At 63.4% G+C, this 21,805-nt stretch carries 18 protein-coding genes; 16 read left to right on the top strand and 2 right to left on the bottom strand.

Translation table 11 applies throughout. The features are described 5' to 3' along the window. Positions 1 to 112 precede the first annotated feature (112 nt). Complete coding sequence (locus FIV42_RS03110) at positions 113 to 3,112, bottom strand: fused MFS/spermidine synthase (protein ID WP_141196257.1); 3,000 nt, start codon at positions 3,110 to 3,112, stop codon at positions 113 to 115. Positions 3,113 to 3,328: 216 nt separating this feature from the next. Between FIV42_RS03110 and FIV42_RS29960 the strand changes: the two genes are divergently transcribed. The 8 genes from FIV42_RS29960 to FIV42_RS03075 all read left to right on the top strand — a co-directional run bounded on the left by FIV42_RS29960 (position 3,329) and on the right by FIV42_RS03075 (position 10,690). Then, positions 3,329 to 3,505, top strand: a complete 177-nt coding sequence (locus tag FIV42_RS29960) for a hypothetical protein (protein ID WP_168210353.1) — start codon at positions 3,329 to 3,331, stop codon at positions 3,503 to 3,505. A gap of 99 nt (positions 3,506 to 3,604) precedes the next feature. Next, complete coding sequence (locus FIV42_RS03105) at positions 3,605 to 5,434, top strand: M3 family oligoendopeptidase (protein WP_141196256.1); 1,830 nt, start codon at positions 3,605 to 3,607, stop codon at positions 5,432 to 5,434. Between the two features lie 47 nt (positions 5,435 to 5,481). Beyond that, entirely contained in the window at positions 5,482 to 6,576 is a 1,095-nt protein-coding gene (locus FIV42_RS03100; RefSeq protein ID WP_141196255.1) for a hypothetical protein, read from the top strand. A gap of 96 nt (positions 6,577 to 6,672) precedes the next feature. Then, the gene (locus FIV42_RS03095) at positions 6,673 to 8,043 is read left to right on the top strand and encodes an FAD-dependent oxidoreductase (RefSeq protein ID WP_141196254.1); all 1,371 of its coding nucleotides are present in this window, start codon (positions 6,673 to 6,675) and stop codon (positions 8,041 to 8,043) included. A 14-nt stretch (positions 8,044 to 8,057) separates the two neighbouring features. Continuing rightward, positions 8,058 to 8,636, top strand: a complete 579-nt coding sequence (locus FIV42_RS03090; RefSeq protein WP_141196253.1) for a hypothetical protein — start codon at positions 8,058 to 8,060, stop codon at positions 8,634 to 8,636. Between the two features lie 21 nt (positions 8,637 to 8,657). Further along, positions 8,658 to 9,449, top strand: coding sequence for a hypothetical protein (locus FIV42_RS03085; protein WP_141196252.1), 792 nt, complete (start codon positions 8,658 to 8,660; stop codon positions 9,447 to 9,449). A 33-nt stretch (positions 9,450 to 9,482) separates the two neighbouring features. Next, positions 9,483 to 9,683, top strand: a complete 201-nt coding sequence (locus FIV42_RS03080) for a hypothetical protein (RefSeq protein WP_141196251.1) — start codon at positions 9,483 to 9,485, stop codon at positions 9,681 to 9,683. 8 nt (positions 9,684 to 9,691) lie between these two features. Next, on the top strand, positions 9,692 to 10,690 hold the full coding sequence (locus FIV42_RS03075) for a peptidylprolyl isomerase (protein ID WP_141196250.1): 999 nt from the start codon (positions 9,692 to 9,694) through the stop codon (positions 10,688 to 10,690). Between the two features lie 34 nt (positions 10,691 to 10,724). Here the strand turns inward: FIV42_RS03075 and FIV42_RS03070 are convergent, their stop codons facing one another. Next, the gene (locus FIV42_RS03070; RefSeq protein WP_141196249.1) at positions 10,725 to 11,294 is read right to left on the bottom strand and encodes a nitroreductase family protein; all 570 of its coding nucleotides are present in this window, start codon (positions 11,292 to 11,294) and stop codon (positions 10,725 to 10,727) included. 224 nt (positions 11,295 to 11,518) lie between these two features. Here FIV42_RS03070 and ald point away from each other — a divergent pair, with 224 nt between their 5' ends. The 8 genes from ald (at position 11,519) to FIV42_RS03030 (ending at position 21,803) form a co-directional block, all read left to right on the top strand. Then, the gene (gene ald / locus FIV42_RS03065) at positions 11,519 to 12,634 is read left to right on the top strand and encodes an alanine dehydrogenase (protein ID WP_141196248.1); all 1,116 of its coding nucleotides are present in this window, start codon (positions 11,519 to 11,521) and stop codon (positions 12,632 to 12,634) included. Between the two features lie 401 nt (positions 12,635 to 13,035). Then, positions 13,036 to 13,704 (top strand): sigma-70 family RNA polymerase sigma factor, encoded by a 669-nt coding sequence (locus FIV42_RS03060; protein ID WP_141196247.1) that lies wholly within the window; start codon positions 13,036 to 13,038, stop codon positions 13,702 to 13,704. Between the two features lie 75 nt (positions 13,705 to 13,779). After that, entirely contained in the window at positions 13,780 to 14,571 is a 792-nt protein-coding gene (locus FIV42_RS03055; protein ID WP_141196246.1) for an anti-sigma factor family protein, read from the top strand. A 127-nt stretch (positions 14,572 to 14,698) separates the two neighbouring features. Further along, on the top strand, positions 14,699 to 15,610 hold the full coding sequence (locus FIV42_RS03050) for a hypothetical protein (RefSeq protein WP_141196245.1): 912 nt from the start codon (positions 14,699 to 14,701) through the stop codon (positions 15,608 to 15,610). A gap of 11 nt (positions 15,611 to 15,621) precedes the next feature. After that, positions 15,622 to 16,623 (top strand): hypothetical protein, encoded by a 1,002-nt coding sequence (locus tag FIV42_RS03045; protein WP_141196244.1) that lies wholly within the window; start codon positions 15,622 to 15,624, stop codon positions 16,621 to 16,623. A 226-nt stretch (positions 16,624 to 16,849) separates the two neighbouring features. Further along, on the top strand, positions 16,850 to 18,205 hold the full coding sequence (locus FIV42_RS03040; protein WP_141196243.1) for a Glu/Leu/Phe/Val family dehydrogenase: 1,356 nt from the start codon (positions 16,850 to 16,852) through the stop codon (positions 18,203 to 18,205). Further along, entirely contained in the window at positions 18,202 to 20,253 is a 2,052-nt protein-coding gene (locus tag FIV42_RS03035) for a hydantoinase/oxoprolinase family protein (RefSeq protein ID WP_141196242.1), read from the top strand. Before FIV42_RS03040 ends, FIV42_RS03035 begins: the two co-directional genes overlap by 4 nt. Further along, positions 20,250 to 21,803, top strand: coding sequence for a hydantoinase B/oxoprolinase family protein (locus FIV42_RS03030; RefSeq protein ID WP_141196241.1), 1,554 nt, complete (start codon positions 20,250 to 20,252; stop codon positions 21,801 to 21,803). The genes FIV42_RS03035 and FIV42_RS03030 overlap by 4 nt, the downstream gene beginning before the upstream one ends. The last annotated feature ends 2 nt before the right edge of the window (positions 21,804 to 21,805 follow it).

Below are 21,805 nucleotides of genomic sequence, written 5' to 3'. Positions count from 1 at the left end.
CGAAGGGCGGAATCTCCTTTTTGATAGCCCCTTGCGAAGGGAGCGCGTAGCGCGACCGTAGCTGGGGGAAGGCGTCGAAACCCTGCAAGGCGTACCTCTCGCCATCCCATGGTTACTCCACCAACGACTTTCCCGCCTCCAAGTACGCCCGATAGCTCTTGTTCATGTGCAGGCGCTTCGTCTCCACGAAGCCGCGCAACAGCCGGTACGGCAGGCTCTCGACGATCTCTTCGTCGCCGTCCTCTTCGAGGCCGTCGAGCTGCTCGAGGGCGTGCTTGTAGTAGCGTCGCTTCGTGAGCAGGTAGGCGTAGAAGAGTCCCTTTTCGCCGTCGTAGCCCCCGCGCGGCGGGGTCGCTTGGCTCTCCAGATACATCATCGCCTGGGTCTCCTTGCCGCCGCTGATGGTGTCGATGGCCATCTTGTGGAAGTCGGACTGCGGCACGGGCCAGGTGCGCACCATCGCCTCGTCCATGTCGAGCGAGGAGGCGTGGAGCACGAGGTGGATCTCTTCGAGCGCATCGTAGGGCGGGGCCATCGGCTCGGGCAGGTCGGCGACGGTGCCGAATCCGGCGTCTTCGAGCAGCTTTTTGGCGTAGGCCCTCTTGCTGCCGAGCCACTCGGCGCGCGCCAGGCTGCCGACGCGCTCGGGCGTCCAGGCCTGCCCGTCGGGCCACTCGGTCAGGTAGGGGCGGATGTCGCCGTAGACGTCGCGGCGGTAGTAGCGGTCGGCGAAGAACTCCTCGCCCTCTTTGTAGAGGATGAGGTCTTTGGGGGCCTCGAATTCGAGCAGGCCGTTGTCGTCGGTGTTGAGCTCGGCGCCCTCGGCGAACTCCTCGAGCTCGGCCTGGTTCATGAACATCAGCCCGTACAGCTCGTCGGGGTGGTGGATGCCCACGCGCTGCAGCTCTTTGCGCACGCTGTCGATCTCCCAGGCGCGCTCGTAGCCGCCGGGGGGCAACGGGATGGGGTCGTCGCTGCCGATGAGGATGAGGTCGGTCCCCTTGGGCATCGAGCTGAAGGCGTGCACGTGGGGGAAGACCTCCAAGAAGGTGGCGAAGACGCGGCGCACGTTCTCGGGGCGAAGCTCGTAGAGCTGGACCCACTGGGCGAAGACGCCGCCGGGCTTGAGGTGGCGCTTGGCGCGGGCGAAGTGCTCGACGGTAAAGAGCGAGCTGACCCCGGCGATCCAGGGGTTCGACGGCTCGGAGACGATGACGTCGTAGGTCTTGTTCGTGTACTCGAGGTAATTGCGGCCGTCGCTCTCGATGACCTTGGTGCGCGGATCTTCGAGGGGGCGGTGGTTGACGTGATCGAAGAACTTCGACGCCTCGAACATCGCCGCCTCGATCTCGATGACCTCGAGGTGCTTCAGCGGCCACTGCAGGCTTCCGCCGGCGGTCACGCCGCTGCCGTAGCCGACCATGACGGCCTCTTCGTTGCGGATCTCGAGGTTCGGGTCGCCCGAGCGCACCACAAAGGGCATCAGGCCTACGAGCACCTGGGTGGCCATGTCGGCGCCGTCGGAGGCCTCGGGCTTGCCGTTGGCCTTCAGCGTGACGAGCTCGCCGCGCTTTTCGACGGTGGTCGTGGCCGTGAGGCCATCCTCGTAGAAGACGAGCTCGGGGTCGTCCTTGGCGAGCTTCTCGGGGGTGAACAGCTCTCGCGCCCAGTAGACGCGGAACATGCCGCGGGTCAGCGCGATGGGGTCGATGCGCGGGGCGAACACGTAGCCTGACACCGCCACGGTGGCCGCCAGGGCGACGGCGATGATGCGATTGCGCTTGGGGTTCAGCCACGACTCGAGCCCCGCCAGGCTCACCGCCACGCACAGGTTGATGGCGATGATGACCGCGATGGCGGTGTTCAGGCCGAGCCAGGGCATCAGGATGAAGCCGGCGGCGAAGCTTCCGATGATCGAGCCGGCGGTGTTGAACGCGTAGGCCGTGCCCACGAGCTTGCCCGAGCTCGTGCGCTCGTGGACCGCGGTGCGGATGACCAGCGGGAAGCTCATGCCCTGCAAGAAGGTGGGGATGAGGACGACCACGCCGACCAAGAAGAAGTAGTAGGCGTAGATCTCGGTGGTCCCGCCGACATCGTCGCGCAAGCGCTCGAAGAGCCACACCGGGAGGCGATCGAGCACGAAGAACGCGGCGGTCGCGCTGGCGGCGACGCCGAATTGGGTCAGCCCCAGCCAGAAGACCGGGCGTTTGATGCGTTTCAAGAAGGGCGAAATCGCCGCGCTACCCGAGGCGAGGCCGACCAGGAAGGCGGTCAGAATGACGGTGAACGAGTAGGTCGAGCTGCCCAGGATGATGACGTAGGCGCGTGTCCACAGCACCTGGTAGCTCATCGAGATGCCGCCGGCGAGGGCGAAGAGGCCGAACACCGTCCAGACGGCCCAGTGCGGGATCTTGTCGCTCGTCTCGGAGGCGCCCTCGAGCTCGTCGAGCTCCTCGACGTCTTCGGCGCGGTCGACGAATTCGCCCGGCTTGAGGTCACTCAGGCCCATCTTGGCGGCGACGAAGACCAGCGCGCACAGCGCGAAGTTCGAAAAGGCGAATACCGTGTTGGTCAGCGAGAGCCCGAAGCTCGGCAGCAGGATGAAGCCGGCCAAGAGCGTGCCCATGCACGCGCCGAAGGTGTTGGTGCCGTACAGCAGCCCGATGCCGCCCTGGAACATCTTCTGGTGGCGAGAGACCCACTGACTCACGATCGGCAGGGTGGCGCCCATCAGGGTCGTGGGGATGACCAAGATGGCGAAGACGGCCACGAAGCGAAGCAGGCTGAAGACGTAGAAATCCTCGATGAAGTGATCGAAGATCATCCCGTAGACCGACGGGAGCAGGTCGAGCATAAGGGGCACCGCCAGCGCATAGGCGCCGATGCTCCCCTCGAGCAGCCCGTAGACCAGCAAGGGGCGCTTGAGCTTCTCGGCCACGCGCCCGCCGATATAGCTTCCCAGGGCCAGCCCCGCCATGAACGCGGTCAGCAGCGTGCTCAGCGCGAAGCTCGTCGACCCGAAGATGTGCATGAGCATGCGCTCCCACAACACCTCGAAGACCAGGCTGGTAAATCCCGACAGGAAGAAAAATAGAAAGACGATGCGGTACAACGGCGCACCCTCGGAAATGGTAGTGATTGCGTGGCGTTAGGGCTGCGTGGTGCAGCTCGGTGTGCGAGCGCGGCACACTATACGGTGGTTTGGGGGATCTGTGTAGGGCCGCGATGGGCTCGACGGCCCCGGGCTTGATTGTTCGGGCCGAGTTGGCAGCTTTGGCACTGCAGGGTGGAGCACTTTCGCAGTCTGCCCGAACCAGAGGTGTTGCTTATGCGTGGTATCGGCGTATCGATCGGATTGATCGTTCTGTTTGTGCTCATCTTCTACTTTATCGGGGAGGCCATCGGCTTCGAGATCTCGCTGGTGGGCTCGCTCATCGGCAGCATCGTGCTGACGGTGGTCGTCAACCTGTTCTTGATGGGGTTTCGCAAAATGCGCTCGGCCTGAGGCGTGGGTGAATCGACGCCGAGGCGTTGCAAGCGCCCGGTGGGGTGAGTATGTTGGCGCGGCGCACACCTTCTCACCCTCGCAAGCGAGCACCCACACATGAAGAACGACATCCAAGGCTTCCCGACCCCCGATCCCTCCTGGGATCTCGACGTGATTTTCCCCGGCGGCGCCGACTCCGACGAGTTCGACGAAGCGATCACCGCGCTGATGGGCGATATTGACGCGCTGGTCGCGCAGGTCGAGAAGCTTCCTGCGCTCGCCGAGCTCGACGAGCTGAGCGGGGAGCCGCTCGAGCAGTGGGTGCAGTTCATCGAGGAGAGCGAGCGCATCCAGGACCGAGCGCGCGAGGCGGGCGCCTTCGCCAACTGCGTGGCCGTCACCAACACCGACGAGCCGAAGGCGATGCGCCTGCCGATGCGGCTCAACAGCATCCAGACGCAGCTTCGCTCGGTGCGCGTCGAGGTCGAGGCGCGTTTTCGCGGTGTGAGCGACGAGGTCTTCGCGAGCCTCGTCGAGCATCCGAACCTCGAGCGTTGCAGCCTGTACCTGCGCGAGATCCGCCGCGACGCCGAGCAGGCGATGTCGCCGGAACTCGAGTCGCTGGCCGTCGACCTCAACCGAGATGGATTGCACGCCTGGGGCCAGCTCTACGACCGCATCAGCGCGCGCATCGAGGTGGTCGTGCCCGACGAAGAGGGCACCGGCACCAAGAAAGTCTCGGTGGGGCAGGCCAAGAACCTGTTGAGCAATCCCAAGCGCGACGTCCGCAAGAAGGCCTTCGAGGGGCTGCAGGTCGCCTGGCGCGAGAAGGCGCCCGAGTTGGCGATGATCCTCAACTCCATCATCGGCTCGGAGCGCACGCTCTACACCCGCCGCGGCGGCGACGAGTTGACCATGCCGCTGCAGGCCAACCGGGTCGAGCGCGCCACCGTCGAGGCGATGTTCGAGGCCGCCGACGAGTTCCAAGACGTCCTCGTCGACTACATGCACGCCAAGGCCAAGCTGCTCGGCGTCGACCGACTCGCCTGGTACGACCTGAGCGCGCCGGTGGGCGAGACGAGCGACGAGAAGATCTCCTACGAGCAAGCCCAGCGCTTCATTGTCGATCAGGTGTCCGACTTCTCCGAGCGCATGAGCGGCTTTTACCAGCAGGCGCTCGCCGACCAGTGGGTGGAGGCCGAGGACCGGCCCGGCAAGGCGCAAGGTGGCTTTTGCACCGGTTTTCCGGTGTCGGGCCAGGTGCGCATCTTCATGACCTTCGGCGGCACGCCCGGCGGCGTGCAGACGCTGGCGCACGAACTCGGCCACGCCTACCACGGCTGGCTGATGCGCGACCTGGGCGCCTTCGAGCGCAAGGTGCCCATGGGGCTGGCCGAGACGGCGAGCACGCTGTCGGAGGTGCTCGTGGAGTCGGCCGCGCTCGAGCGCGCCGAGGGCGCCGAGAAGCTTCGGCTGCTCGACGAGCGTCTGCAGCGTGGCGTCGCTTTCTTGCTCGACATTCCGGCGCGCTTTCGGCTCGAGCGGGCGATGCACGCGGTGCGCGAGCACAGCGAGCTCGACGAAGATCAGCTCACCGAGCTGACCACCGACATCTTCGGGAAGGGCTTCGGTGAGGGCGTCAGCGGGGTCGACCCGACCTTCTGGGCCTCGAAACTGCACTTCTTTATCACCGGGCTGCCGTTCTATAATTTCCCGTACACGTTCGGGTATCTTTTCTCGCGGGCCGTCTACGAGCGCGCTCGTCAGGATGGGCCGGCCTACGCCGACGTCGTCGACCAGTTGCTCGTCGACACCGGGCGGCTGACCGCCGAGGAGATCGGCCAGCGTTATCTGGACGCGGATCTGACCGAGCCCGACTTCTGGCGCGAAGCCGCCGCGTCGGTGCGTGAAGACGTCGCCGAGTTTATTGCGCTCGTCGAAGAGTGAGCGCGCCAAAACACATGATTGTTTGAGATCAGTCGAGGAAAATCGCCATGAACAAGCCGACGCACGACCAGCAAGTCTATTCGCCTGCCACGCAACCGCCGTCGGGCGGCAGCGGGAGCGGGTTTCCGTGGGGCAAAGTGCTCGCCGGATGCGGCTGCCTGACGGTGCTGCTGATGTTTTGCGCCGGCGGCGCGGTCTTCTTTATGATCCAGAAGGGCTCGGAATTCGCCGAGGAGAATGGGCTCAAAGACATCGCCGAGATGATCGAGGAGATGGAGGGCGGCTCGGGAAGCTCGGGGTCCGGTGGGCCTCTGGGTGGCGCTGAGAGCGGTAATGGCGAGGGGAGTGCCGACATCCAGCGCGAGGCGCGCCAGCGCAAGGAAGACGCGCTCGACGTCGAGAAGATTCGCGCCTACATCAACGAGCCGCTCACCAAAAAGGATATCCGCGAGCACCACGAGTTCGTCGAAGAGTGGAAGTCCGACCCGGCCTACAAAAACTGGGTCGAGCAGTTCGAGAAGATGAAGGAGCTCAACAAGAAGAAGGACGAATCGGTCACCGGCAACCTCAAGGCCATCGGCCAGAGCGCCAAGTGGATGAATGCGGCCAAGACCGTCATGGAGGCGTTCGACAAGAAGGTGCGCGAGGAGGAGGGCGGCTACGAAAAGTATTACGGCCGGCTGATGCGCATCGGCGGGGTCGTCGCCGCGTCGGACACCATCACCAAGTCGAACCGCAAGCTGAAGGATGCGAACTCCGACGCGGTCGCCAAGCGCATGCTCGAAGAGCGCCCCGAGATCGCCAAGCAGTACAAAAAGAACCTCGCCGAGGCGAAAAAGGCGGTCGCCGAGGCCGAAAAGCGCAAGAAGGCCGGACAGGAACCGAATCCGGGCGATATGGCCGCGTTGGGCGGGTTGATGACGATCATGCAAGGCCCGGGCACCGTCGCCCTGGCGCGCATGCCCGAAGGGTCGTTCGAGACCTGGAAGAAGCTGTCGCCCGAGGAGCGCAAGAAGCTGCGCGAGTCGCTGACCGACTCGATCGCCCCCGGCCCGTATTTCGGCCTGTTTGCGGTCAATCCCGCCGGTCTGATCATGACCGCGTACATGGCCGAACTCGACGAGCTCAAGCCTGACAAATAAGGCTCACGGGCTGTATTGCTGCCCGGGAATGTTGTAAGCGACGAGGCGTTTTCTGCTCGGAAGCCTCGAGCAATCTAACGAAGTATTGGAGATCTCATGTCGCAGAAGAGCTACACGATTGCGATGATTGGTGCGGGTCCAGCCGCCCTGTACTCGACCGCTAAGTTGACCGAAGCCGGCCACGACGTGGTTATCATCAACCGCGACATCAAGCCGGGGGGACTGGCCGAGTTCGGCATCTACCCCACCAAATACAAGATGAAGCGTGGCCTGCGCACCTTGTTCCGAAAGATCTTGGCCGACGACAAGGTCACCTATTTCGGCAACGTGAGCGTGGGCATCGACGCCGACATCACGCTCGACGAGATCCGCGAGTTGGGTTTCGACGCGCTGGTCGTGGCGGTCGGCGCGCAGGGCACCAAATGGCTGGGGCTTCCCGGTGAAGACGCCGACTCGGTCTTCCACGCCAAGGACCTCGTGTACCACTACAACTCCTTGCCGCCGTTCAGCGAGCAAGAGTTCGACGTCGGCCAGAACGTGTGCGTCGTCGGCCTCGGAAACGTCTGCCTCGACATCGTGCACTGGCTGACCTGCGAGAAGAAGGTCGAGTCGGTCACCGCCGTCGCCCGACGCGGCCCGGCCGAGCGCAAGACGACCAACAAAGAGCTTCGCATCGTCAGCGCCGCCATCGACACCGAGCAACTCCAGGCCGAGTTCGACCAGATCGCCCCGGCGATGGAGGCGGTCGGCCAAGATCCCGAGAAGGTCTACAAAGCGCTGACCCGCTTCGTCGACCATCCGCTGGAGACCGAGAGCCCGACGAAGTTCCGCATGCGCTTTATGCGCAGCCCCAAGTCCATCGAGGTGGACGACGAGGGCAACGTCACCGGCCTGACCTGCCAAAAGACTCGCCTGACGAAGCGCGACGACGGCAAGGTTGGGCTCGAGAAGCTCGACGAGTACGAGACCCTCGAGTGCGACACGGTCGTCTTCGCCATCGGCGACAGCATCGAGCCTACCATCGGCCTGCCGGTCGACCCGGAGTGGAGCGGAAGCTTCGCCACCGTCGACGAGCCGTGGGAGGCTCATCCGGACCGGCCGCGCTACATGGTCTACGACCCCGACAGCGACGATCCGATGTGGGACACTTTCGTGGTCGGTTGGGCCCGTCAGGCCTCCGACGGCCTGGTCGGCAAGGCCAAGGCCGACGGCGAGCAGGGTTGTGACGAGATCTTGGCCTACTTGGACGGCGGGTTTCCCGTCGCGCCCGGCGAGAAGACCGCCAGCACCGATGAGATCGTCGGCCGCTTGCGTTCGACGCTCGACGAGCGCAAAGTCGAAGCGGTCGACTACGACGACGTGCGTCAAATCGAGGCCGTCGAGCAAGAGAAGGCCGAGGAATACGACGTCGAAGAGTTCAAGTTTACCAGCCAAGAGAAGATGCTCGAGCTGGTCTGTGAGAATTAAGCGAGAAGAACTTCATGTTCAGCAAGCAGTTTCTGTTGCTTCTAGTCACCGTCAGCCTGGTGTGGACCGGCTGCGCGAGCAGCTCGAGTGCCGATAAAGAGTCGGACGCAGCCTCCGAGAGCGTCTCGGGGCAGCCACCGTCGGCCGAGGAGGACACTCCCAAGCCGCTCCCCAAGGGGCCCGAGGTCCAGTTGGGCTCGGCGCAGACCGACGGTGAGCAGAAAGCCGAGGAGGCTGTCGGCGGCGATGACGGCGAGGACGCCGCTGAGGCGGGAGCCGTCGTCTCGCGCGCCGAGCTCGACCGCTTTATCGACAAGGGGCCTCCCTTTGCGCTCACGATGGTGAAGGTGAGCCCGTCGCGCGCCGACGGGAAGTTCCAGGGCTTCGAGATCACGGCCATGAAGCGCTCGGCCGCCGAGGCGGTCGCGCCGCAGCTGGTCCCGGGCGACATCGTCACCCACATCAATGGGGTGCGCATGGAGAAGCCCGACGACTACCTCAACGCCTGGAAGCTCTTGGGCGAGGTGAGCAAGGTCCGGATCGACTTCATTCGCGACGGCGAAGCCAAGCACGCCATCTGGCGCGTCCAATAACCCCGCGCCACCCCATCAGGCATGCGTGACGAGCAGACCCAACAAGTGGGCTGGAAGCCCGAGCACCTCTCTGGCGGGAGTGCTTGGGCTTACCTCGTCTTGGTGCTGGGCGTGTCGCTGTGGGCGCAGCTCTTCTCGCTGCCGCTGCTCGACGAGTTCCAGTTCACCGACCACAACGCGCTGGCGACCATGGCCTATATGGTGCCGCTGGTCGCGCTGGTACCCGGTGCGCTCTTCCGTGTGCCGGTGCTCACTTTGCTTGTCTTCCCGATCTGCTTCGTGCCCGGCGTCGTGCTGCTTCCCGAGCGAAGCGTCATCGAGCTCGAGCAGGGCTTTAGTATGCTGCGAATCGGGGTGACGATGGCCGCCTACGTGGGCGTGGCGGCTGCCGGGGCGGCGCGTACCCAAACCGTGGGGCATATCGACGCCGCCGACTCCGACGATGCGCAGAGCGTCGACGGGATCTACCCGTTCTATTTCGTCGTGCGCTGCGTGATCCTGATCGCCCTGTTGCTCATCACGCAATACGCGGCCTTTTACGATCCGACGATAGCTGCCAAGATAGCCGAGAGTTATGCGGATCGGCCGCAGGCGGCGAGGACCTTTATCGGGCTCTTCTCGTTCTTCGCCTGGTGTGTCGCCGCGTACACGATGTTCTTCGTGCCGCTGATGAACCTCGAATACGACGTGCGCAAGCTCTCGCGCACGATCAGCGGAATGCTCGAGGGTGGGCGGCGGGCGAGCTTGGTGCGGTTGAGTCTCTGGGGCTTGGCGGCCTCGGGCGTCGCCGCCGCTGCATGGGCGCTGGGTTGACACCACTGTGAGTTTCTGAGGGCCGACGAAATTATGAGATCACTCGTCTACGAGATTTTCGGACTCGGACTTTTGGCCAGCAGCGTCGTCTTCTTCTATCAGTGCATCGAGTTCCTGGCCGAGAAGGATTACGTAGCCGGCTTTGCGGTCCTCGCCATCGGTTTTTTCGTGCTGCGAGCCGGCTCGGAGTTGGGAAAGATGGCGGTGTTGTTGCGACGTGAGGAGGCGCAGTGAGTAGGGCGGTGTCGACATGGTGGAGGACGCTGGGGCTGGGGGCGCTGCTTTGGGTGGCGGGCGTCGGTTGCGGTGAGCAAGAGGTCGTGCATCCCGACAGTGCCGCTGCACTCCAAGCCGCCGAGAAGGCAAACACCGCCGAGGCGGTCGCCCAGGTCGATGGCCGCAAGATTTCGGTCGATGAATTCGAGAGCTATTGGCGCGAGCACCCGAGTCTTACGCGTGAGGAGGCGCTCGAGCGAGTCATCGAGCGTGAAGTCTTGGTCGCTACTGCGCTCGAGCGTGGGCTCGTCGACGACGCCGAACTCACGCTGGCAAGGAAGCGCGCCATGGTCCGCCAACTGCTCGAAGCCCACGTCGAACGAGAGGTCACCGTCGACGATATCACCGACGAGCAGCTCGCGGGCGCCGTCGAGGCCGTCGAAGCCGAAGTCGGCCACCCGCCAGGTATCCGAGCGAGCCACTTGGTGGTGCTCGTGCCGCCGGACAAGCAGAAGAAGGCTCCCAAAAAGAAAGTGGCCGAGTGGATGGAGCAGTCCAAGACGTGGCTCCAGACCATTCGCGGCGAACTTCCCGACGCCCCTACGATCTTCGATCTGCTCGGCGCGCAGGAACGCTTCGCCGACCAGCTGCCGGACCCGTTGAAGGTGCAGGTCGACCTGCACTTGGCGTTTCCGGCCGAGGAGGCCCGCGGTGAGTTACCGAAAGGGTGGAACCGCGTGGTCGAGCCGTTTCGTGAAGCGTCCGCCAAGCTCGCGCGGCAGGAACGCTTTGGCGAGTTGTCCGAGCCGGTCGAAACGCGCTTCGGCTGGCATCTGATCCTCGTCGAGGGCACCATGCCGGCGAAGGTTGCCGAGGCCGAGCCTGTCCGTGAAGTGGCGCGCTGGCGTCTGCTTCGGCAGAAACGCCAGGCGCGCTTTGGCGAAGTCTTCGAGAAATGGGCCCAGGACGTTCATCTGCTGACCTATCCCGAGATCATCTCGCAGGCCGAAGAACTCAACAAGTAGCTCAGTCGACGACAGAGAGGCTCGGCGGAGTGCCTCAGGGGAGTTCCCGATAGACCTCTTCGAGCGGTTGCCGCGGAGTTTCGAACAGCTCCTGGCTCGAGTGACCGACCCATACGAATCCGACGATCTCTTCACGCTCCGCGTCGATTCCCAGGAGCTCGTAGGTCTTCGGGTGGCGAGTGACGCTGCCGGTGGCCCACTTCGAGCCCACACCCTCATCCCACAGACTCAGCATGAAGTTCTGGATGGCGCACGCCAGTGAGGCGTAATCTTCCTTGCGTCGAAAATCGTCGTCGTCGAGCACTTGCGAGAAGACGATGACCTCCGGCGAGTTGCCCAGCTTCGCTCGGATCAACTCCTCCTTCTGTTCGGAGAGCTCCAGTCCTTGCGCCTCGCATTTGTCGCGCTTGAGCGTGACGCCTACTTCGACAATCTGCGCCCGAGTTTCGGGGCCGATGCGGGTGAAGCGCCACGGGTTGCTCAATTTGTGGTTGGGCGCGCGGATGGCACATTCGAGCGCCCGCTCGATACATCCCTCGGGGATGGGCTCGGTGGTGTAGCGTTGGACCGTGCGACGGGACAAAATGGCTTCGCGTGTATTCATGGCTAGGGGGTTGGGGGTTTAGGGGTTTGGGGGTTGTGACGGGGATACGTGTAGCGGCTGATCTGGAAAAAATCGAGGCTTTTGTGAGTATTTGTGACGTTGCGCACCACGTTTTGTCTCGCTATACAGATGCTCGAAGAACGTAAACGTAACAAGTGGTTAACATTGGTAGGTCGGCTGAGCAGGACGAGGGTCCGCGAGGCGCGCAGAAACGGAGCGAGACAATGAAAATCGGTGTCCCTACAGAGATCAAGAACAACGAGTACCGTGTTGGCCTGGTGCCTGCCGGAGTCCGCGAATACGTACGTCGCGGCCACAGCGTCGTCGTCCAGAAGGGCGCAGGCGAGGGGAGCGCAATCCCCGACTCGGCCTACGTCGATGCGGGCGCCGAGATCCTCGACACCGCCGACGAGGTCTGGGAGCAGTCCGAGATGATCATCAAGGTCAAGGAGCCGCTGCCGGCCGAGTATGATCGCATGCAGGAAAACCAAATCGTCTACACCTACTTCCACCTGGCTGCGGTGCCGGAGCTGGCCGAGGTGCTCATCGACAAGAAGATCGCCGCGGTCGCCTACGAGACCATCGAGCTGCCCGACGGTCGTCTTCCGCTGCTCGAGCCGATGAGTGAGGTCGCCGGCCGCATGTCGATTCAGGTCGGCGCACGCTGCCTCGAGCGAGAGGCCGGCGGCAAGGGCGTGCTGCTCGGCGGCGTGCCCGGCGTGGCTCGCGGCAACGTCGTCATCATCGGCGGAGGCACAGTGGGCACCCACGCGGCGACGATGGCCGTGGGCATGGGCGCTCACGTCAAGATCCTCGACATCGACCTGTACCGTCTGCGCTACCTCGAAGAGGTGTTCGGCAACCGCATTCAGACGCTGCACTCGAACGCCGACACCATCGCCGATCAGGTGGCTCGCGCCGACCTGGTCATCGGCGCGGTGCTCATTCCGGGCGCCAAAGCCCCCCACTTGGTCACCCGCGAGCTCCTCAAGGAGATGCCGCGCGGAAGCGTCGTCGTCGACGTCGCCGTCGACCAGGGCGGCTGCATCGAGACGTGCCACCCGACCACCCACGACGAGCCGACCTACGTGGTCGATGACGTGGTTCACTACTGCGTGGCCAACATGCCCGGCGCCGTGCCGCGCACCTCGACGTTCGCGCTGAACAACGCCACGCTCAATTACGGGCTGACGATCGCCGACGGCGGCCTCGAGGCGGCCATGAAGGCCGACAACGTGCTCGCCAAGGGCCTGAACACCTACGGCGGCCACATCACCCACCCGGCCGTGGCCGAGAGCTTGGAGAAGGAGTACGCGTCGGTCGACGGCGTGCTCGGTTAATCTGACCCGAGGCGTGTGCCTTGCAGGGGCGTAGCGTCTATTTGAGCGGACAAACAACAATTTGAGGGTCGCTCGGTTCGTCCATTTGGGTGAATTGAACGACCCTCAAATTGTTTCTTGGCTGCTCAAATAGGGTGAATTGAACGCCCCTCAAATTGTTTCTTGTCCGTTCAAATAGCGTTTCGTACTCTGCAAGGCGCACATCCCCGTTTATTTGAATCTTTTCGTGCATGTTTTCGTACAACTGTTGTGACAGCAGGGCGAGAGATCGCAAAAAAATCTCGCCCCTTATCGGAAGTTCATGAAATAGAATGGCCGACCTTTGAAGTTGTACTCAGTGACTGCTCAAAATGGGTGCAACTGACTAGCTCAGTCATTCTGCGCAATAACCGAGAGACGACATGTTCGGAAAAAAGCGATCGGAGAAGGACGAAGCATTTCAGCGCGAGGCGGTTCCTCACCTGGATGCGCTGTACGGCACTGCTCTACGCATGACCAAGGACGAGCAAGATGCAGAAGATCTCGTCCAAGAGGCCATGCTCAAGGCGTATCGCTACTTCGACAAGTACGAGAACGGGACCAACTGCAAGGCCTGGCTCTTCAAGATCATGACCAATACCTTCATCAACAGGTATCGGAAGTCGAAGAAGCGCAAGGAGTACTTGGTCGACGACGACTATCGTCCCCTTCAGGAGCGCGCCGAGGCCCCCGAGCGCAATCCCTTCATCGACGATTTCAATCAAGATGAAGAGAATTTGTACTTCAAGATGTTTGGCGACGAGGTGAAGAACGCGCTGGAGACGATTCCAGTCGACTTCCGCATGGTCGTACTTTTGGCCGACCTGCAGGACTTCGCCTATAAAGAGATCGCCGAGATTATGGATTGTCCCATCGGTACGGTCATGAGCCGTCTGTACCGCGGGCGTCGCATGCTCCAGGCGAAACTCGAGGAGTATGCCGTCAGGGAAGGCTACATCACTGTCACGGAAGACGCGGCCGACAAAGAAGAAGAGGCCGACTCGAATACGACGAATCTCGAGGAGTATCGCCGCCGACGCGCCCAGGGCTGAGCCTCGGTGGTGAGCAGCCGTCTGCTGCGAGCCCGGTGGGCCGCACGCGGATAGACCTTTTGGAGAAGGACAGCGATGAATTGCCAAGAATTTCAGCTCTTTTCGGACGCCTATGTGGACGGAGAGTTCAGCGACCGAGAGAGAGCAGAAATCGAGATGCACCTGCGTGAGTGCGACGGGTGCCGGGCGGAAGTAGACTCGAAGATCCGCTTTAAAGAGCAGTTCAAGGATGTGCTGGGACAGGAAAAGGCCCCCGAGGCTCTGCGCCAGCGTATTTTCGAAGGGATCGACGAGGTCGAGCGCCAGGTGCGACGCGACGAGCGTCGAGGCCCGGTGATGCGCTTTGCGATGGTCGGCGCCCCGCTGGCAGCCACCGTCGCGCTGGTGGTCTGGTTTTTGCCCCAAATCACCACCGTCACCCCGGCGAGCAGCGAGCAGATCCCGGTGGTCGAGAACACCATCGAGTGGCATAGCGGTGATTTCCCCATCGAGGTCACCGGCCCGCAGCCGCGCGAGGTGGCCCGATGGTTCCGCGGAAAGGTCGACTTCCCGGTACGTCTCCCCACCTTCAGCACCAACCAGGCTCGACTCATCGGCGGTCGCATCGCCCACGTCAATAACCGCCGCGCTGCCTACGCCTTGTACGATGTCGATGGCGCCCGTCTCAGCGTCATGATCTTCCACGGCGACGACTTTAAAGTCCCCGGCGACAAAATCCGCAAAGTCTCCGGTCGCGACATCGCAGTGCTCAACAGCAAAGGGTACGAGGTCGCGGTGCTGCAAGACGACGGCATCACCTACACGATGACCAGCGACTTACCCGAAGAGGAGCTTCTCGAATTGGTGGGCACTTCGCTCGCGCACTGAACACCAGACCGAATCCTGCACAAAGAGCCCTGCAGCAAGTAGCCAGCGATCGAGGTGGCGGCTTGCTTCAGGGCTTTTTTGGCGATACGTCTGTTCGCGTCGAACCGCGTTTCTCGAAGGAGCTTCGATGCCAGGGCGACCCAGTAGCGATCCGAAAGTCGGAGTCATCACCGAACACTCTGCCATTGCAGGGTTCGATCAGACTGTATTTGCCGATGGGGTCTACGTACCCGCGGCGCCGGACGAGACCAAGGTGGCCTCGCTGGGGCGCCTGCTCGACCAGGAGGTCGATGTGGTCGCCGTCGTCGGTGACGACCGGCTGGTGGCCGATGTGCTCAGCACCCACCGCCGCCATTTTCGCACACACCCCACGCCGCTGCGCCTCTTCGTGATGCGCGCCGGCCAGTTCACCCGGGTGGCCGACGCGCTCGATGCGCCCGCATTGGAACCCAAGACTTTTCGGCGCCTCAAGAGTGCGTTGCTCGCCGGCAACCTCAACCGCCGCCTACTTCCCACGCTCAAGGTCACCTCGTCGGCGCAGCCGTCGGCCCAGTTGGGGTTTTCATTCGGAGCGGGGCTTTTCTACCGTCTCTTCGAAGCTTACCATCGTGCCGGGGCATCTACGGTGGGAGCGGTGAGCTCCACTCTCGGCCGCATCGCCCGTGAGATGCTCTTGGAGAGCACCAGTGCACTCGAGCCGGTGAAGGCGCGCGTGGCCGTCGACGGTCGCCCGCGGGCCGACTCGATCGGCTTTCTGCTCGCCAGCAGCTTGAAGCATTCCTGGCTCGGCCTGCACTTGCTCGAAGAGCGGGATATCAGCTTTCGAATGGGGAACTCGAGCGCCGAGTTGATTCGTGAGGTGGCCAAGGCACGCGCGTTGCCGCGCTTTTTGCGCTCAGACTCCGGCGCCGAGGCGTTCGAGAGAATTCACATCGATTGGACCGGGGGCTACGTGCTCGACGGCGAGCTTTACGAGCCGTCGATGCCCTATGTGGTTCAGGTCAAAGAGGGCCCGGTGGCCCACTTCGTCACTCTGTAGAGGATTCGGTTATGGCACTCAATGAGTTCAAGCCCCCGAGCGATTTCGTCGCGGAAGACGGCGGTGGGTCTGGAAAGAGTTGGCTCAAGTGGCTCGGTATTGGCTGCGGCGTCATCGTGCTCATCATTGGCGGTCTGCTCGCCGTGGGGACTTGGAAGACCGCGTCGTGTTGCGGCGATCTGTACGATCAGGCTCGCCTGTCGGTCGAGGCTGGGAAGTTCAGCACCGAGTTCGGCAATGACTTGGCTCAGGGCGAGGTCGAGGCGGCTCGCGCCAAAATGACCGATGCGCTCCGGGCCGAGGTCTCGGCCGACGACCTCCAGAGCACTCTGAGTCAGTACGAGCGCTTTCTGGTCGCGGGTCCCGGCCGGTTGAGCAACGTGTCGGTCGAGAAAAAGGATATGGACCAGCCGACGCGCTGGAAGATGACCTTGGATTTCGCGCCGCCGGCGGGCACAGAGAAGCTGGTGGCGATGCTCGAAATCATCAGCCGAGGAGAAGACGAAGCGCAGACGTTTCTGGTGGACGAGCTCAAGTTCGAGACGCGGACGCGTGACATCAGCTCCGAGCCTCCGGCCGTCGAGGTGCTCGATTTCCACCGCCAGCTTCGCGGTGGCAATTTCGAGAACGCCTATCGACACATGAGTAGCGGGTTTACGCAGCAGAATAATGTCGATGCGTTCCGAAGTTTCGTGCGCGAGCAAAAAGAGGTCTTTCGCACCGGCGACGTCGATATTCAGTCGATCGATTATAGCGGCCAGAAGAAAGCACGGGTGGTCGCCCTCCTCACGAACGACTCCGGAGAGAGCGCGCGGGTTGTCTACGATCTGGTGCGCCCGGTCGACACGGTGCCGAAGTGGCTCATCGAGGGCGTTACGCCGAATTATGATGCCGCGGCGCCTGCTCCTGATGGAGCGCCCGACAAGGACGAACAAGCGGGTGAGGACGGTGCCGAACAGGGCGATGCTGGCGCTGGTGAGGCAGATGCCGGCGGGGGCGACGCACAAAACTGAGACGATTATTTGAGGGTGGGCGTCTCAGCACATAGAATGCTTGATATAACAGGCAGTTGGCCTGTGTGAGTGTTCTGATAACTTTAACCGTCTAACCCCCCGAGATGGGGTGGTTTTCGAACGGGGATTTCGAGTTCTTGACGGGCCCGAAGGGCGTTGTTAAGGAAAACTTGAAAATCTTAACCCCCATCTGTAGCGAAGCCCTTTGTGGCGAGGAACTTGTAGCATGTCCAGCGAAGAAGCAGTCACCGAAGCAAGCGCCGCCAAATCCGTCAGTGATTTAACCGAAGGTAGTGAGGTCGTCTTGGCCGACACCGAAGATCCGGGTGGAGCGCAGTTCTACCGGACCCACCAGGCGCAGGTTGCCCGTGCGGTGCCGCATGTGCCCATCGCCGACCACGTGCGACTCATTTTGAGTGAGCCGAAGAACGAGGTCATCGTCAACTTCCCGGTGCGCATGGACGATGGGCGGTTCAAGCTGTTCACTGGCTACCGCATCCAGCACAACAATATTCTGGGACCGTACAAGGGCGGCATTCGCTACCACCACGACGTCACCCTCGAAGAGGTCAAGGCGCTCGCCTCGGTCATGAGCTACAAGTGCGCGCTGCTCGAGGTGCCGTTTGGCGGCGCCAAGGGCGGCATTCGCCTGAGCCCGGCGCAGCACTCCAAACGCGAGTTGGAGAGCATCACCCGCCGCTTCGTGCACGACTTGGGCAACAATATCGGTCCGGAATACGACATTCCGGCGCCCGACGTGGGGACCAACAGCCAGATCATGGTCTGGATGATGGACACCTACATGAACACCCACAACCAGATCGACAAGAACGCCCAGAAGCGCATCGTCACCGGTAAGTCGCTCGCCTCGGGCGGCAGCCGCGGGCGTGAGAAGGCCACCGGCCAGGGCGTCGTCTACTGCATCCAGGAGTGGGCCGACGAGCGCGGCGTGCGCCTCGACGGTTGCAACTACATCCTGCAGGGCTTCGGCAACGTGGGCAGCCACGCCGCTCAGATCATGAGCCGGTTGGGCGCGGTGCTCGTGGGTGTGCAAGACCACACCGGGTCGATCTACAACCCGCAGGGCATCTACCCGCGCAAGCTCATCGATCACGTCAACAAAGAGGGCGGGATTCGCGGCTACGCGGGCGCCGAAGAGATCAACAACGACGACTTCTGGAGCATCGAGTCGGATATCTGCATCCCGGCCGCGCTCGAATTGCAGATCACTGAAGAGGTCGCCAAAAAGCTCACCGCCAAGCTGGTCGTCGAGGCCGCCAACGGCCCGACGACGCTCAAGGGCGAAGAGGTCCTCAAGAAGCGCGGCATCGAGGTCATCCCCGACGTCATGGCCAACGCCGGCGGCGTGGTCGTGTCGTACTTCGAGTGGATTCAGAACAAGCGCTCGGAGTCGTGGCAGCTCGAAGAGGTCGACAGTCGCCTTCTGTTCATGATGAAGCGCTCGTATCACGAGATGCGCGCGTTTGCCCGTGAGCATGGCGTCGACAACCGCACCGCCGCGTTCGCCGTGGCGCTCAACCGTCTCAACGCCGTCTACACCGAGCGAGGCGTCTTCCCATGATTGGAGTCGACACCGGAGGTACTTTCACAGATCTCATTCTGCGGGAGCCTTCGGGTCGAGTGCGCCTACACAAGCTCCTTTCGACTCCCTCGGACCCCTCCGAGGCGATCGGCGACGGCGTCGCGCACGTCGTCGCCGATTCGGAGTCAGCCCAAACCCCCCACATCGTTCACGGCACCACGGTGGCGACCAACGCGCTCTTGGAGCGCAAGGGCGCCCGGGTGGCGTTCGTGACGACCGACGGCTTCGAGGACCTGCTCCTCCTCCGGCGCCAAAACCGCCCCGATCTGTATCGCTTCCACATCGAGCTGCCGCCGCCCCTGGTGGACGGGCAGGATTGCTACGGTGTCAGTGAACGTGTTGGCTATGACGGTCGAGTGCTCGAGGCGCTCGACGGCGACGAGTTGGAGCGAATCATCTCCGAGCTCGCCGAGGAGAACTACGAGGCGATAAGCGTCTGCCTGCTGCACGCCTACGCCAACCCGAAGCACGAAGAGGAACTCGGCCGCGCGATTCGCCAGGCTCTCCCCGATGCGCACGTATCGTTGAGCCACGACATCATTCGCGAGTTTCGAGAATTCGAGCGCGCCTCGACGACCTCGGTCAATGCGTTCGTCGGTCCGGTCATGGCGCATTACCTGCAAGCGCTCAGGGGCCGCGTCGAGGCGAGCCGCATCGAGATTCTGCAGTCGAGCGGTGGGCGCTCCGAGATCGACTTTGCGGCCGAGTATCCGGTGCACACGGTCCTCTCGGGCCCTGCCGGCGGGGTGGTCGGTGCGCTGTCGGCCGCACGTGAGATCGGCATCGAGCGCATCATCACCTTCGATATGGGAGGCACGTCGACCGACGTGAGCCTGTGCGACGGTGAGGTGCTGCTCACCAGCGAGGCAGAAATCGGCGGACTGCCGATTCACGTGCCTGTCATCGATATCCACACGGTGGGCGCAGGCGGCGGCTCCATCGCCTACGCAGATCCGGGCGGAGCGCTTCGTGTGGGTCCTCGAAGCGCCGGGGCGGACCCGGGGCCGGCGTGCTACGGTCGCGGAGGGCACGAGCCGGCGGTGACCGACGCCCATGTCCACCTGGGCCGCATTCGACCCGATCGATTCTTGGGCGGTCGCATGACGCTCGAGCGCGACGCTTCGGAAGAGGCGATTGCGCGGCTCGCCGAAGAGCTCGGCCTCGACGCTGACCAGACAGCTCAGGGCATCTTGGACATCGCCGACGCCAACATGGTGCGCGCCATCAAGGCGATCTCGCTCGAGAAGGGCTACGACCCGCGCGACTTCTGCCTGGTCGCCTTCGGCGGCGCCGGCGCGATGCATGCCTGTCGACTTGCCTCCACGCTCGACATCGGGCGGGTGCTCGTGCCGCGGCACCCCGGGCTGCTATCTGCCTTCGGCATGCTCAACGCCGACTCCCAGAGGCTCTACAGCAAGACCTTTTTGCGGCCGCTGAGCGCGTTTCTGGACGACCAGAAGGCTCGCCGGCAGATGCGCGACGAGCTTCGTGCGCTCGAGGAGCGTGCACACTCAGACCTGCAAGACCCACAAGAACAAGACGAACACGTCGAACTCGAGTGGTCGCTCGACCTGCGCTACGAGGGGCAAAGCTTCGAAATCAGTGTGCCGGTCGATTGGTCGGCCGACGACGGGCGCTTCTCAGACCCGTCCGAGGCCTTCGAGGAGCGCCACGAGCGCTTGTACGGTTACCGTGCCGAGGGGCGCCAGGTGGAGCTTGTGACGCTGCGTCTCAAAGCGTTCGTGCCCGCCGAGACATTCAGCTTCACCGACGGTGATGCCGACTCCGGTGCAGACAGCGCTTCGAGCGTGGGTGAGCACGAAACCGCGCAGGTCGGCTTCAAGTCGGGTACCTTCGAAGCCCGCATCATCGAGCGCGACACGCTCGACGACGGCGAGGTGTTCGAGGGGCCGGCGGTAATCTCCGAGTTTAGCAGCACAACGCTCGTGCCGCCCGACTGGCGTGTCGAAGTCATCAAAGGCCACCTTCTGTTGACCCATCATCGTCCGGAGGAGGAGGTCTCATGAACGCGATCGAACTCGAGATTTTTCGCCACCTCTTCGCCTCCATCGCCGAGGAGATGGGTGTTGCGCTGATGCGCTCGGCCTTCTCGCCCAACATCAAAGAGCGCCGCGACTTTTCGTGCGCGATTTTCGACGCGAGTGGCGAGATGGTCGCCCAGGCCGCTCATATCCCGGTGCATCTGGGCGCGACGCCGCTGTCGGTGCGCGCCGCCATCGAGGCGGTCGAGATGGGCCCGGGCGATCACGTCGTGCTCAATGACCCGTATGCAGGTGGCACGCACCTGCCCGATATCACGGTCGTCTCACCGGTCTTCGACGACGCCGGCGAGATTCGCTTCTACGTGACCAACCGCGCCCACCACGCCGATGTCGGCGGCATCACACCCGGCAGCCTGCCGCTCTCGCACAGCATCGAAGAGGAGGGGATTCGCATCGCGCCGACGCGCTGGAGCGAAGAACTCGCCGCCCAGATCGCGTCGGAGAGCCGCACACCCGAAGAGCGCAAGGGCGACCTGCGCGCGCAGATCGCCGCCAACTTACGTGGTATTAAGCGTCTCCGGGACCAACTCGCGCTTCGTGGCGACGAACTCCTTTTGGCGGCCGCGTCGCTCCAGGATTACAGCGAGCGTTTCATGCGCCGCATCATCGGCGAGTTTCCCGATGGCGAGTGGCGCTTCGAAGACTGCCTCGACGACGACGGCCATGGCCACGGACCCCTCACGATCCGATGTCGGCTCGCCATCGACGGCGAGCAGGCCACCGTCGACTTTACGGGCACCGACGGCCAGACCGAGGGCCCGGTCAACGTGCCACGTGCCGTCACGCTTTCGGCCGTTCTCTACGTCTTTCGGTGCCTGGCGCCGGCGGAGTTGCCGTCGAACGGCGGCTACATGCGATGTGTCGAGGTGGTGACGGAGCCGGGCTCGCTGGTCGACGCCGAGTACCCTGCGGCGGTGGCGGTCGGGAACGTCGAGACGAGTCAGCGCATCACCGATACGGTCATCGGCGCGTTCGCCCAGGCGCTGCCCGAGCGCATGCCGGCGGCCTCGTGCGGATCGATGAACAACGTGATGATCGGCGGCACCGACACACGCAATGGGCGCTCGGAGTCATTTGCCTACTACGAGACCATCGCCGGCGGCAGTGGAGCCGGAGAGGGCTACCAGGGCGCGAACGCCGTGCACACCCACATGACCAACACACTGAACACGCCGGTCGAGGCGCTCGAGCATGCGTATCCGTTTCGGGTGGTGACCTACGCGGTGCGCCGTGGATCGGGTGGAGAGGGGCGCTACCGAGGTGGCGATGGCGTGGTGCGCGCTTACGCGTTCGACTCGAAGGCGACGGTGACGCTGATGACGGAGCGGCGCGATCGCGCGCCCTGGGGCCTTGCGGGAGGCGAGGGCGGCCGCGCCGGGCGAAACCTGCTTCGTCGCGGCGGCGAAGAGACTCGACTGGCCAACAAGTGCACCGTCGAGGTCGAGCCGGGCGATGAAATCGTCATCGAGACGCCCGGCGGTGGCGCCTGGGGAAGCGCCGAGTCGCCAGAATAGGA

The sequence above is a fragment of the Persicimonas caeni genome (assembly GCF_006517175.1).
In the GTDB taxonomy this organism is placed as follows: domain Bacteria; phylum Myxococcota_A; class Bradymonadia; order Bradymonadales; family Bradymonadaceae; genus Persicimonas; species Persicimonas caeni.
This window is presented reverse-complemented; position numbering and strand designations above follow the sequence as displayed.

Coding starts and splice junctions, on each gene's coding strand:
- FIV42_RS03035 (WP_141196242.1), top strand. CDS start 18,202: ATGATTGGAGTCGACACCGGAGGTACTTTCACAGATCTCATTCTGCGG.
- FIV42_RS03090 (WP_141196253.1), top strand. CDS start 8,058: ATGTTCAGCAAGCAGTTTCTGTTGCTTCTAGTCACCGTCAGCCTGGTG.
- FIV42_RS03095 (WP_141196254.1), top strand. CDS start 6,673: ATGTCGCAGAAGAGCTACACGATTGCGATGATTGGTGCGGGTCCAGCC.
- FIV42_RS03055 (WP_141196246.1), top strand. CDS start 13,780: ATGAATTGCCAAGAATTTCAGCTCTTTTCGGACGCCTATGTGGACGGA.
- FIV42_RS03100 (WP_141196255.1), top strand. CDS start 5,482: ATGAACAAGCCGACGCACGACCAGCAAGTCTATTCGCCTGCCACGCAA.
- FIV42_RS03030 (WP_141196241.1), top strand. CDS start 20,250: ATGAACGCGATCGAACTCGAGATTTTTCGCCACCTCTTCGCCTCCATC.
- FIV42_RS03045 (WP_141196244.1), top strand. CDS start 15,622: ATGGCACTCAATGAGTTCAAGCCCCCGAGCGATTTCGTCGCGGAAGAC.
- ald (WP_141196248.1), top strand. CDS start 11,519: ATGAAAATCGGTGTCCCTACAGAGATCAAGAACAACGAGTACCGTGTT.
- FIV42_RS03080 (WP_141196251.1), top strand. CDS start 9,483: ATGAGATCACTCGTCTACGAGATTTTCGGACTCGGACTTTTGGCCAGC.
- FIV42_RS03060 (WP_141196247.1), top strand. CDS start 13,036: ATGTTCGGAAAAAAGCGATCGGAGAAGGACGAAGCATTTCAGCGCGAG.
- FIV42_RS03085 (WP_141196252.1), top strand. CDS start 8,658: ATGCGTGACGAGCAGACCCAACAAGTGGGCTGGAAGCCCGAGCACCTC.
- FIV42_RS03050 (WP_141196245.1), top strand. CDS start 14,699: ATGCCAGGGCGACCCAGTAGCGATCCGAAAGTCGGAGTCATCACCGAA.
- FIV42_RS03105 (WP_141196256.1), top strand. CDS start 3,605: ATGAAGAACGACATCCAAGGCTTCCCGACCCCCGATCCCTCCTGGGAT.
- FIV42_RS03040 (WP_141196243.1), top strand. CDS start 16,850: ATGTCCAGCGAAGAAGCAGTCACCGAAGCAAGCGCCGCCAAATCCGTC.
- FIV42_RS03070 (WP_141196249.1), bottom strand. CDS start 11,294: ATGAATACACGCGAAGCCATTTTGTCCCGTCGCACGGTCCAACGCTAC.
- FIV42_RS29960 (WP_168210353.1), top strand. CDS start 3,329: ATGCGTGGTATCGGCGTATCGATCGGATTGATCGTTCTGTTTGTGCTC.